This window comes from Aliivibrio fischeri (genome assembly GCF_009727955.1).
Lineage (GTDB): Bacteria > Pseudomonadota > Gammaproteobacteria > Enterobacterales > Vibrionaceae > Aliivibrio > Aliivibrio fischeri_A.
This window is the reverse complement of sequence record NZ_WOBR01000004.1, coordinates 854987-867852: the sequence shown is the minus strand read 5'-3', so window position 1 is coordinate 867852 and position 12866 is coordinate 854987. Positions and strand designations below refer to the sequence as shown.

Sequence of the window (12866 nt, the reverse complement as noted above, 5' to 3'; positions counted from 1 at the left end):
GTTTCATAAACGAGGCATCATGGCTGGGGTGTATTATGAAAAAGAAAATTAAATTAATTATAAAAATCGTACTTTTTTTTGCTTTTATTGGTGTGGTTGGGCATGTGTTCGCAGCAGAACCAATGTCGGCGGATAAAGTAGTAACAAAGTCTGACGAACAAATGCGTGGTAAATCGAGTTATTCAGAAATTACGATGAATATAATTCGTCCCGATTGGACTCGTAGTATGAGTATGAAGAGTTGGACGAAAGAGCAAAACCTTTCTTTAGTATTAATCACAGGCCCGGCCAAAGATAAAGGGAATGCTTCTCTTAAGCGTGATAAAGAGATGTGGAGCTGGATACCTAGCATTGAACGAGTGATTAAAATAGCCCCATCGATGCTTGGGCAATCTTGGATGGGATCAGATTTCACCAATGATGACTTGATTAACCAGTCTTCGATCGTCGTGGATTATGATCATAAGTTTGTAAAAGAAGAGACCATTGATGGTGATAAAACATGGGTAATTGACGCCATCGCAAAACCAGATGCACCAGTAGTATGGAGTAAAGTTCGTCTTTGGATATCTCAAAAAACGTTTATTCAACGTAAGGTTGAGTCTTATGATGAGTTTGATGAGCTAGTAAATACGATGACGACTTACGATATTCAAGAAATGGGCAATCGAATGATAGCAACAAGAATGGTCATGATCCCTGCTGATAAGCCTGAAAATAAAACTGAAATGATCACCCATAAAGCGCAATTTAACTTCTTAATCAATGATGAATTCTTCTCTCAAATGCAAATGAAGGCATTACGATACTAACTATAGGTGCTGAATATGCTTATTAAATTAGCTTGGCGAAACCTATGGCGACAGAAAAGAAGAACGATATTAACGGCCTCTGCATTAGCCTTGGCCTTATTACTTTCGTTGTTGATGCGTAGCATTCAAGAAGGGAGCTATACAGCAAATATCGAGAATGCCGCACGTTTATCAACTGGGCTTATTCAACTGCAAAATCCCGAATTCAAAGAAACGCAAAGTATTGATGATTTGTTGCCAATGAGTGACGACTTCATCGCTCCCACTAAGCAACAACTTAATATCCAATTTACCTTACCTCGAATTGAAACGTTTTCACTTGCGGCAGCAAAAGATAAGTCCAAAGGTGTATTGGTTGTTGGTGTCGATCCTCAACCTGAAAATACCTATTCATCTTTGGCTGATAAAGTGGTGCAAGGAGCTTATTTTACCGCAACGGATAAATCGGTATTGTTATCAGAAGGACTGGCAAGATATTTTCAGTTAAATGTAGGGGATGACATTGTTCTCTATGGGCAAGGTTATCGAGGGCAGACTGCAGCAGGCTTATACGTAATAAAAGGCATTGTTCACTTTCCGATGCCAGATCTAAATAACCAATTAATCTACCTTCCGATTCAAGAAGCGGTGCAGCTCTTTAGTACCGAGAATCAAGTAACGTCATGGGTATTACATACACGTGATTTTTCTTTGCTACCACAAACGGTTGAGCAATTACAAAAAGGATATGGGCAAGCAGTGTCTGTACGTCCATGGAATGATCTCAGCCCTGAAATGGAGCAGCAAATTCAAATCGATAGAGTGAGCGGTATCATCATGATGTACATCTTATATGGCATTGTGGGTTTTGGTTTGTTCGCCACATTATTAATGATGACTCTTGAAAGACAACGTGAATTTGGTGTGATGTTAGCGACGGGAATGGTTCGGTTTCGATTATTAAAACTGTTAGTGATTGAATCTTTCTTTATTGGCTTATTAGGTATTCTTTTAGGCTTAGTTATCGCTATTCCGGTACTTGGTTATCTCTATATCAATCCAATTACATTAACGGGTGACACCGCTAAAGCGATGCTTGAAATGGGGTACGATCCTGTTATTCCAGTATTAATCAGTGGGCGGCTTTTTATAAACCAAATGTTGATTGTTACAGGCTTACTTCTTTTATGCCTAATATATCCATTATGGCGTGTTTATCACCTCGATATTGTTACTGCATTAAAAGGAGGTTCGCATGCTACTTAAATTAGCGTGGCGTAATGTGTGGCGCAATAAAATGAGAACCTCAATTATGTTAGGCGCTATGATCTTCGGTGTCGTAGGCGTGATTTTAATGATGGGTTTCATGTCTGGCTTTATTGATAATATGGTGAAAAATACCATTCAGTGGCAGACCAGCCATATTCAAATTCATCAAAAGAATTATGCGTTAAATCCGGATATCAATCTTGTTATTGATGAAGAAAAGGAAATCACGCAGCTATTAAATGACTCCTCAGAAGTGAAAGCATGGTCAAGTCGTACTTTAGTCAATGGCATGATAGCGTCAGCACGAAGTACCAGAGGCATAAAGATAAATGGTATCAATCTTCAAATGGAGAAAAAAATAACCCCGTTATCGACGCATATCATTGATGGTGAATGGTTAAGTGAAACAGGTCGAAATCCCATTTTAGTATCACAAAAAACCGCAGAGCGATTAAAACTGCGCGTGGGTTCTAAAGTCGTGCTTACTTTTAGTGATACGACAGGCGAAGTTACCGGAGCTGCGTTTAGAGTCAGTGGCATATTTAAAACATCGTCGAGCACGTTTGATGATGCCAACACCTACGTTCGTAAAGCAGATTTACAGAAAGTCGGAAAAGTATTTCAAGATCATGAAATAGCGATTTTATTAAATGACAATACAAAAGTAGAGGCGTTTAGACATCAATTAATAGCAAACATAAATTCAGATAATAGTGTGCAAGATTGGCTGCAATTACAGCCTATTTTGTCAACGATGATGAGTTCGATGAACGCTGGAAATCAAGTTATCTTAGTCATTTTTATTGTCGCAATGGGCTTTGGGATCATTAATATTTTATTGATGTCCGTGTTTGAGCGCACTCGAGAGTTTGGTGTTCTGATGGCCGTTGGCATGAAGAAAGATCGGATTCGTTATCTAATTATTTTGGAGTCTGGATTCCTAGGGTTATTAGGAGGAGGGATAGGAGTACTGCTGTCTATATTATGCATAGCGGTGTTCAAGCATACTGGTATTCCACTAGAGTCCATGGCACAAGGCCTTAATGCATTTGGTATTGATTCGGTACTTTATCCTAGTATTTCATGGCATCAATACGCAGTGGTATTCATTATGGTCTTCTTTGTTAGCGTGTGTGCGGGGTTATATCCAGCGCACCAGATCATTAAAAAGAATCCTGTTCAAGCAATGGCAGAAAAGCAATAAGGTGAGTGTATGACAATTCAAATTAAGCAATTATGCAAAACATACAATCAAGATACAGAGTTTCCAGTGCACGCCGTTGATCATCTTGATCTTACTATTGAGCAGGGGGAGTTTGTTGCTGTTATTGGTCCATCAGGTTCAGGAAAAACCACCTTACTTAATATGCTTGGCGGTATTGATGCCGTAACGTCAGGAAAAGTGAGTATTGATAATCATGAATTAACCGAAATGGATGAAAAGCAGCTGATTGAGTTTCGACGAGACAACATAGGCTTTATCTTTCAAGACTACAGCTTATTACCTGTTTTAACCGCTTTAGAGAATGTTGAGTTTGTTATGCTGTTACAGGGTCACGAAGAGTCTGAATGTAAATTACGAGCACAGCAATTATTAAAGCGAGTTGGACTAGAAGATCAACAGCACAAGCGACCAGCTCAATTATCTGGCGGCCAACAACAACGAGTAGCGGTGGCCAGAGCATTAGCTCCACGACCTCGTTTTATTATGGCAGATGAACCAACGGCAAATTTAGATGCAAAGAGCACCGCAGAGCTGTTAGATATTATGGAAGCGCTAAACCAAGAAGAGAATACAACGTTTATTTTTTCTACTCATGATTCTCGCGTATTTGAAAGGGCCAAAAGAATCATCGTGTTTGAAGATGGCCAATTAAAAGAAGATAAACAACAATAATAATGTGAGATAGATCTTGACCTAAATCTGATAGTACATAAACTCCAATGATTAGTTTTTATTAAAGAAAGACGTAAGAGTTTGTTCTTACGTCTGATTCTATTCATTGACGAGGTTAAGTCATGTCTAAACGTGATTATTATGAAGTCCTTGGTGTTTCTAAAAGCAGCACAGAAAAAGAGATTAAAAAAGCATATAAACGTCTTGCGATGAAATACCACCCAGATAAAAATCAAGGTGATGCACAAGCCGCTGATAAGTTTAAAGAAATTAAAGAAGCATACGAAGTATTAACTGATCCAGATAAGCGTGGTCAGTATGATGACTTTGGTCATGCAGCATTCCAAAATGGCGGTAACGGCGGCTTCGGTGGTGGTTTTGGAGGCGGTCAGAGCCAAGGTTTTGGTGGATTTGAAGATATTTTTGGTAGTGCCTTTGGTGGCCGTTCGCGTGGCGGTTTTGGCAGTGGTGGATTTGAGGATATGTTCTCTCAACACCGTCAACCACGAGCACAAAAAGGACAAGATCGTCAGTTTAACCTGACTGTTGATTTTGCTGATGCAATTAAAGGTTGTGAGCAAATCATTGAGCTGCCAGTGAATGGCGTAAATAAAAAGATCAATGTAAAAGTACCAGCAGGTATTGAAGACGGTGAAAAGATCCGTTTTGCGGGTAAAGGTGAATCCGGTATTAATGGTGGTCCTGCTGGGGATCTACTGATCCAAATTAATACTCGACCACACGCAACATTAAAACGTGATGGAAATGATTTAATTTGTCCTGTGACAACGGATTTTGTTACTGCAGCTTTAGGTGGTGAAGTTGAAATTCAGACTTTAGAGAGTCGTTTTAAACTGAAAGTACCAGCAGGAACACAAAACGGTCGTAAATTCCGCATGAAAGAAAAAGGTGTGAAAAGCCGTAAAGGTGTAACGGGTGATTTATTAGTTGAAATTACCGTAGCAACACCAACAAATTTAACCGAAGAGCAGAAAACATTGCTCATGAAGTTTAAAGAAATCGCATAACTAGCGGAAATATTTAACGAGAAAGGAGGCGTGAATATATGATGAGAAAAGTCGGATTATTCATGCCTTTTTTGTTGTTTGCTAGTTATGAAATACAAGCAGAAATTCCGGGTCTTGCACCAGAGAAAAAATGGGATTTAAATGGCTATGTAAAGTACATGGCAACCAATACCATTCCTAACACCTCCTCATATCCATCTACCTTTGATAATTTAATTCATCAGCGTTTTAATTTTGAATATCGTTTTTCGGATCATTTACGTGTGAATCTTGGTATGCGTAATCGTCTTATGTTCGGTGATACGGCTGAATACCCAAATTATGGAGAGTACATCTCTTATGATCCTGGTTACGTTGATTTATCGAAAAACTGGCTGGATAAAAAGGGCGTTGTGGGAAACTCGCAGTTTGATCGTGCTTATATCAACTGGAATAAAAATGATTGGCAAGCAAGAGTTGGACGATTCCGTATCAACTGGGGAATGACGACGGTTTGGAATCCGAATGACATTTTCAATTCTTATTCCATTTATGATTTTGATTATGAAGAGCGTCCAGGAACGGATGCCATAATGGTAAGTAAAAAACTTGGTTTTGCTAGCTCAATTGATATGGTGTTTAACCCTAATTCAAACAGTGAACTTGATAGCTATGCAACACGATACCTTTTTAATAAACAAGGGTGGGATATGCAAGTTCTATTAGGTAAATCTCACCTTGATTATGTGCTTGGTGCCGGTTTTGCTGGGGATATTTATGGAGCAGGGTTGAGAGGCGAATTCAGTTGGTTTGAACCCACTCAGAGTCGTTATGACAACCAAGATCTTGTTGCATCCAGTGTATCAAGCCTTGAAATGGATTATCGATTTAACAGTGTGAATAATTGGGTGCTACAAGGCTCTGTTATGCATATATCTGAGCCACAAGATGTAGATAGTGCAATGAGTTATTTTAATCTCCCATTAACAGCACGAACTCTCAGTTTTACCCACTGGACTTGGTATTCAAGCTTAGGTTTTGATATCTCTTCTTTATCACGCATGAACATCATGGGAAGTTATTATGATGACGGTTCTTATTTTATAGGATTAAACCAAACTTATTCGTTATCCGATAACTGGCAGCTTATTGGGGTTGTGCAATATTTTGATGGTATGAATGATAGTGTATTTGGTGAAAACCCAAGTACCTTACTGTATGCGCAAGTGAAGTGGAGTTTTTAATATAATCACTTGCTCTCAAACCTTTTTCTTTCGCTACTTCTGATTAATTACTGTGACTGGTATAAGTCTAGGTTGCTTTTTGCTTTATCACGACATAACCATGCTGCAAACTCTCTAATTTTAGGAAGAATGGTAAGATTGGCAGTAATTGCTACAGGCCAAGCAATGGTAAAGCCATTCATCCATGCTGATACCCACTCAACACTGAACCCTCCCATTCTAATTGCCGACATAGAACCAGACATTAATAGTGCCATGGTAACTGACGAAAGTAAGGCGGACACCCAAAATTGTTTTCTACTCATCTTTTCTCTCTTATCTTTAATAAATTAACGGTTAGTTATATTGGTAAATTTAATAAGAGTGAGTATATTAGTTTCATTAATGATAGAAAATAATGAGAACTAGAAGTATGAATTCCATATTTGGAAGTATTGATGATTTGTTTCTCTTCTGTAAAGTGGCTCAACTTGGGTCACAACAAAGTGCAGCGAAAGAGCTGAAAGTGCCTGTTTCAACGGTTTCACGCAGGATTTCATCTATGGAAGAGAAGTTAGGCGTTCGCTTATTAGAGAAAAGGGGACGAGAACTCGTACCAACAGAAACAGGGAAACACTATTATCAATTGCTTGAGAGTCAGTTTTCAGACCTAGAAAGTAACTGTCATCAACTTAATGAGCACATTGATGAAGTGACAGGGATGATCCGTTTATCTTTACCATATCGATTCTATCATCATTACGTTCGTGATTTGATCGTGGATTTTTTATTGGAATACCCAAAGACGCAAATTGAAATCAATCTATGTGCAGAAGATACACTGCCAGCCACAGATCGAGATTTGGTACTGACTTTTGATATTAGCAGAGCCGATGGAATGATAGCTCGCCCTCTGTTTTTAGCAAAGCATGGTGTATTTGTGACGAAATCTTATTGGGAAAATAATCAAACAAAGAATATTGAAGAGTTGGATTGGATTCGATTGAATGATCAGAAAAACCTAACTTATACCGATGAAAAGCAAACTTTAAAGGAAATACATGTCCGCCCTAGATTAGAGGTGAATGATCTTGACCAAGTTCTTCATGCTGCAATCAAAGGACTAGGGGCTGCTCGGTTACCAGTGCATCTTGTTACTTCTAATATGGATTTAGTTGAGATTTTTCCTGATTATTCGTTTCCACCAAGGCAATCGTATTTAGTATATAAACAACGAAAATATCAACCTAAAGCATTAACGATTCTAGTAGAGCGGATTATTAGCGCGATGGAACGATAAAATCCAAGTGCGTTAACACTTGGACTTTATTATTGAAATATGAAAGCGTTAGTAAACGGTACACCACTCATTCTTCATATCGATTAAGTGCCAGTTATCACGCTGGTTAGCTTCATCCATTGCTTTATCTAAATGGCCAACACTTGATTTACGATCGTATTTCCACTCACGATCCTCGTCAGTGTGATGAACGATCATTGCCATTGAATTTGGCTGGCTAGTTGCCCATTGCATCATCGCATGGTCACCATCTGAGTTACCAATGGCTAATACTGGTTTTTTACCAATGATATGTTGAATATTTTCAACCTTACCTGCTTTGTCATCAATGGTCAGGATTTCACCTAGTTTAGTGACTGTTGGATTGCCGTTGTTGTAATCGTATTTGTATTTTAATGCGCTGCCAATGATTTGCTCTTCAGGAATACCATACACTTCTGGTGCCCATGTACGCATGAAATCAACGCCACCGCCAGAAACGATATAAACTTTAAAGTCATGATCTTGTAGGTAAGTGACCATTTCACGCATTGGTTTATAAGTAAGCTCAGTATAGGCTTTATTAAAATGTGGGTCTTTTGCTACTTCTAACCATTGTGCGACAGTTTGTTGGTATTCTTCAACGGTCATGCCACTGTGAGTTGCCGTAACTATGTCGAGTAGGGCCTTTTCACCACCAGCAAACACGCTTTTGATGTCGTTATTTAGAACAGATTTAAATGGTTCTTGTGTTTTCCATTCAGGGTGCTCTTTTGCCATGTTCTTTATTTGGTCCAGCGCAAATGCTAGCTGAAAATAGTAAGGTTTTTCTGACCATAATGTTCCATCATTATCGAAGACAGCAATACGGTCTTGTTCAGGAATAAAGGTCTTTTTTGAGGCATCCGTAGATTGATCTACGTAGTTTACAATGGCTGTTTTACTCGCTCCGTCTTGCCATGAAGGTAGTAGATTTGGGTCACAATCTAAAGCCATCGCTGAAAAGGATAAGCCAGATAAGACTGCTAGGGCACAGATATTTTTCTTATTCATATTATTATTCACCTAATGTTTGTATCGTTTGAATACATTTATAAAGTCTAGCAATAAATGTCATGAAAAAAGGTTATAAGTGGTATAACAGCTTATATTGACTGTTAGTTATATTAGATCCTATTCATAGTAGACGAGATTTCATCAATCAACAGCTTAGCTTTATCACTTTTTATTTGTAACAACGTCATGAAGAGTAAATCCGTGATGACATTCTGAGCGGTTCTTGATGAGATGGATGAACTACGAAATTGTCTTTCATCTGCAATAGTATCAATACAAAAGTTAGCCAACTTACGTAGAGGGCTTTTCTTTGTACTTGTTAACGCAATCACCGCTGCTCCTTTATCCATTGCTGTTTGTGCAGCCATTAGGATCTCTTTTCGGCTACCAGAATATGAGATAACGATTTGAACATCTTGTTTCGTTAAAGTATTTGCCGTTGCAATTTGAACATGGCTATCTTGCTCTGTCAGTGCTGTCATACCAATTTTCAGTAATTTGAAAGCAAGATCTTTAGCCGTTAATGCGGATCCTCCAATACCCACAATTTGAATACGTTGCGCTTGGTTAAGCAGAGTTGTGATGAGTTCAAATTCAGAGAAGTTAATCGCGTTTGTTGTAGCAATCAGTGCGTGAGTTTTTTCTTGTACTAACTTCTGAGCAATAGTTAGAGAGGAGTCGTCACTATTGATCTTGTTATGGATAGGGCGCTCAGGTTCGAGGATGGCTTGTTTTCGACCAAGATCTTCAATAATCGCTAACTTGAATGCCGTAAATCCTTTAAACCCGAGCCGTTGGGTAAGTTTCACAATACTCGATTGCGATACGCCAACTTTAGCGGCAAGGGCTTGGCTCGAATAGGAGCTGATTGACGCAGGATCATCAAGAATAAAGTCCAAAATTTTAATCCCATTTGAGGATAAATTGCTTCTTTGGTTCTGTATCTTTTCTAAAATATTCATTCCATCTCATTTTTATTGAATTAATTATTCCAAATTTTCTTATATTATTCTTTTGTTTTTATCTTCTTGTAACTTATTGTATATAAATGATTTGTACCGTTTGTTGAACTGTTTTTACTTAATTTTAAAATGTATTTATTCCATCTATTTTGAGAGTTTAGAATAACTTTTGTTGTGATTTTGGTCACTTTATGGAATTTTTTATTCTTTATGATAGCAAGCATCAAAATTAAGCATTTAACTTTTAAAGAGTACAGATTATGAAAATCGATTTAACAACATTAGTAACAGAGAGCCGTAACAAAGCGAGTGAAAATATCGATGTGTTATCAACGGTAGAAATGCTAACTGTTATTAACCAAGAAGATCAAAAAGTCGCATTAGCTGTTGAAGCGATTCTTCCTCAAATTGCGGATGTTGTTGATGCTATTGCCGTTGCTTTTCAATCTGGCGGTCGTTTGATTTATACCGGTGCAGGTACTTCGGGGCGCTTAGGTATTTTGGATGCGAGTGAATGTCCTCCAACGTATGGTTCAAACCCTGATTTAGTTGTTGGCTTAATTGCTGGTGGACACAAAGCGATTTTAAAAGCGGTTGAGAATGCTGAAGACAACCGTGAACTAGGCGCATCGGATCTACAAGATCTCGGTCTTAATGAGAAAGACGTTTTAGTTGGTATTGCGGCAAGTGGCCGAACACCTTATGTACTTGGTGCGATGGAATATGCGAAATCAGTAGGTGCAACGGTTGCGACACTAAGCTGTAATCCAAATAGCCCAATGACAGAGCTTGCAGATATTAACATGACACCTGTTGTAGGCCCTGAAGTGGTTACAGGCTCTTCTCGAATGAAGGCGGGCACAGCACAAAAATTAGTACTGAATATGCTAACAACAGGGGCGATGATCCGCACTGGTAAAGTATTTGGAAACTTAATGGTTGACGTAGAAGCAACCAATGCAAAATTAGTTCAACGACAAAAAAATATTGTGATTGAAGCAACAGGTTGCTCAGAAGTCGAAGCTTCAGAAGCATTATCTCAATGTGATAATCATTGTAAAACAGCCATTTTAATGGTCTTGTCAGGGTTAGATGCACAAAGTGCGAAAGCAAAATTAGCACAACATAATGGCTTTATTCGAAATGCACTTTCAGACCAGTAATTGGTAACAAGGCCTTATACCAATCTGGATGAAGCAAATTTTATCTAGGTTGGTACCTCAACGAACAAATTAAAAAGGAACAGAAGATGGCTAAAATAACCACTTCCATGATTCAAGAGATACTGACCGCAATTGGTGGCAAATCAAATGTCATTAAGTGTGGAAACTGTATGACACGTCTGCGCCTTACCCTTCATGATGATAATTTAGCAGATAGAGACACTATCAAACGTATTGCAGGTGTGATGGGACTTGTTGAGAGTGATGATCAATTTCAAATCGTATTAGGTCCGGGTAAAGCACAAACGGCAGCTGAGATGATGAATGAAATGATGGAAGGAGAGGAAGATAACTCAGCTTCAACAACGGCCGAAAGTCGAGATTTAAAAGACGTTGCATCAGAACATAAACAGAAGTTAAAGAAAAAACAAACCAGCGCAGCACAACGTTTTTTGAGCAAGTTTGCTACCATTTTTACTCCATTAATTCCGGGGTTCATTGCTGCTGGTCTGTTACTTGGTTTCGCAACCTTACTTGATCAAATTTATATCATAGGTAATGAGTCACCAAATGCGAATCTGGTGGATTTAATTCTTTATATGAAAGTCTTTAGTAAAGGCTTATTCAGCTTCTTAAGTATTTTAATTGGCTACAATGCACAACAAGCATTTGGTGGTTCAGGTGTAAATGGTGCAATCCTAGCGTCATTGTTTGTACTTGGTTATAACCCTGATGCAACCTCTGGTATTTATTCTGGTATGACGGACTTCTTTGGTCATGGTATTGATCCAAGAGGTAACATTATTGGTGTATTGATTGCCGCTATTATAGGTGCTGGCGTTGAGAAGAAAGTTCGCCAATACATGCCTGATAACCTAGATATGATTTTAACTTCGGTTGTGACGTTACTTATTATGGGTGCGGTTACCTTTGTGGTTATCATGCCGATAGGTGGTGTGTTATTCCAAGGTATGTCATGGTTATTCATGAACTTAAACGGCAACCCAATTGGTAGTGCAATTCTTGCGGGTCTGTTTTTAATCTCAGTAATGTTTGGTATTCACCAAGGCTTTGTACCGGTTTACTTTGCTCTAATGGATGCACAAGGCTTTAACTCACTGTTCCCAATCCTTGCGATGGCAGGTGCAGGTCAAGTGGGGGCGGCATTGGCTCTGTATGCAAAAGCAAATAAAGACGCATTGCTACGTACTCAAGTAAAAGGTTCTATTATCCCAGGCTTTTTAGGCATAGGTGAGCCACTTATTTACGGTGTAACACTTCCACGAGTGAAACCATTTATCACTGCTTGTGTAGGTGGTGCAGCAGGTGGCTTCTTTATCGGCTTAGTTTCATACATGGGCTTACCAGTAGGTTTGAATACTGTATTTGGTCCATCAGGTATCGTTGCTCTACCTCTTATGACATCTAACGCAGGTATCTTTGCCGGAATGCTAGTCTTTGCAGCAGGTTTGGTCATCTCATATGTAGCTGGCTTTCTTGCAACTTGGTTCTTCGGAACAAAGAATGTTGATTTAAGCTAAGAGAAGAGTTCATAGAATAAATTAACGAATAAAAAGTACTTTCCCCTATAAGTACGCTAAGGCCTCACAGGTACCACTGTGGGGCCTTTTTTCTTGATTTAGTTTTTTAATTTATCTGAAAAAAATCTAAAATTGAGTTCTAACATATTGTTATGCATGGTTTAATTTTTTATTGATTTATAAGTGATATTAAATTTAGTCGTTTTATTTTTTTTGGTGTTTTTTTTAAAGAAAATCTTGGTATTGTTGTTTTAACTTTATTTGATTCAGAAAGTATCTTTATTGTAGAGAATTGTTTACTACTGAATATTTATCATAAAAAATCCATATTTAAGGTTGTTTAATGAAACTACATATCAAAGGAGACATTTTGAAATTAATTAATATTTTGTCAAAAAAGAAAAATGTTACAGAAGAAGAATTAATTTATTTGGCTGTGATTTCTTATTTTTCTAAAATTGAATGATTTAATTATTCATTTACTATTAATTAGACTTTGTAATTATTGGATTTAAATGGAAATAAATAAAACATATATTTCGCACTCTATTGGTAGTTTTACAGATTTAATTGATTCACATGTATTTAATTTGGAAGGTGTAAATATACACTGTACGTTCACAATTAATAAGGATGAATATTGGTTTTATAAAGTAATAGAGATGGCTTTTGAAAGAG

General features: G+C 38.0%; 12 protein-coding genes. 9 read left to right on the top strand and 3 right to left on the bottom strand.

The window, feature by feature from the left end; translation table 11 throughout:
* The first annotated feature begins 35 nt into the window (after positions 1 to 35).
* From GNP81_RS07320 to GNP81_RS07295, 6 genes are all read left to right on the top strand, one after another.
* A complete protein-coding gene (locus GNP81_RS07320) occupies positions 36 to 812 on the top strand; it encodes an outer membrane lipoprotein-sorting protein (RefSeq protein WP_155673511.1) in 777 nt (258 codons plus the stop codon).
* A 15-nt stretch (positions 813 to 827) separates the two neighbouring features.
* Entirely contained in the window at positions 828 to 2057 is a 1230-nt protein-coding gene (locus GNP81_RS07315) for an ABC transporter permease (protein ID WP_155673512.1), read from the top strand.
* On the top strand, positions 2047 to 3264 hold the full coding sequence (locus GNP81_RS07310; protein ID WP_155673513.1) for an ABC transporter permease: 1218 nt from the start codon (positions 2047 to 2049) through the stop codon (positions 3262 to 3264). Before GNP81_RS07315 ends, GNP81_RS07310 begins: the two co-directional genes overlap by 11 nt.
* A gap of 9 nt (positions 3265 to 3273) precedes the next feature.
* Entirely contained in the window at positions 3274 to 3957 is a 684-nt protein-coding gene (locus GNP81_RS07305) for an ABC transporter ATP-binding protein (protein WP_155673514.1), read from the top strand.
* Between the two features lie 122 nt (positions 3958 to 4079).
* Positions 4080 to 4985, top strand: coding sequence for a DnaJ C-terminal domain-containing protein (locus GNP81_RS07300; protein ID WP_155649846.1), 906 nt, complete (start codon positions 4080 to 4082; stop codon positions 4983 to 4985).
* A 38-nt stretch (positions 4986 to 5023) separates the two neighbouring features.
* Entirely contained in the window at positions 5024 to 6208 is a 1185-nt protein-coding gene (locus GNP81_RS07295; protein WP_155673515.1) for a hypothetical protein, read from the top strand.
* 47 nt (positions 6209 to 6255) lie between these two features.
* Here GNP81_RS07295 and GNP81_RS07290 read toward each other — a convergent pair whose 3' ends face one another.
* Positions 6256 to 6513 (bottom strand): DUF2798 domain-containing protein, encoded by a 258-nt coding sequence (locus GNP81_RS07290; RefSeq protein WP_011261740.1) that lies wholly within the window; start codon positions 6511 to 6513, stop codon positions 6256 to 6258.
* Positions 6514 to 6620: 107 nt separating this feature from the next.
* Here GNP81_RS07290 and GNP81_RS07285 point away from each other — a divergent pair, with 107 nt between their 5' ends.
* Positions 6621 to 7487 carry a LysR family transcriptional regulator gene (locus GNP81_RS07285; protein WP_155673516.1) on the top strand — a complete coding sequence of 289 codons (867 nt, stop codon included), beginning with the start codon at positions 6621 to 6623 and terminating at the stop codon, positions 7485 to 7487.
* Between the two features lie 48 nt (positions 7488 to 7535).
* Here the strand turns inward: GNP81_RS07285 and GNP81_RS07280 are convergent, their stop codons facing one another.
* Positions 7536 to 8519, bottom strand: coding sequence for an HAD family hydrolase (locus tag GNP81_RS07280; protein ID WP_155673517.1), 984 nt, complete (start codon positions 8517 to 8519; stop codon positions 7536 to 7538).
* 113 nt (positions 8520 to 8632) lie between these two features.
* Positions 8633 to 9484: an SIS domain-containing protein gene (locus tag GNP81_RS07275; protein ID WP_146861493.1), complete on the bottom strand. Its 852-nt coding sequence runs from the start codon at positions 9482 to 9484 to the stop codon at positions 8633 to 8635.
* Positions 9485 to 9744: 260 nt separating this feature from the next.
* Here GNP81_RS07275 and murQ point away from each other — a divergent pair, with 260 nt between their 5' ends.
* Together murQ and murP are read left to right on the top strand one after the other, a co-directional pair.
* Positions 9745 to 10647 carry an N-acetylmuramic acid 6-phosphate etherase gene (murQ, locus tag GNP81_RS07270; protein ID WP_011261744.1) on the top strand — a complete coding sequence of 301 codons (903 nt, stop codon included), beginning with the start codon at positions 9745 to 9747 and terminating at the stop codon, positions 10645 to 10647.
* Between the two features lie 86 nt (positions 10648 to 10733).
* The gene (gene murP, locus GNP81_RS07265) at positions 10734 to 12188 is read left to right on the top strand and encodes a PTS N-acetylmuramic acid transporter subunit IIBC (RefSeq protein ID WP_011261745.1); all 1455 of its coding nucleotides are present in this window, start codon (positions 10734 to 10736) and stop codon (positions 12186 to 12188) included.
* Positions 12189 to 12866 lie beyond the last annotated feature (678 nt).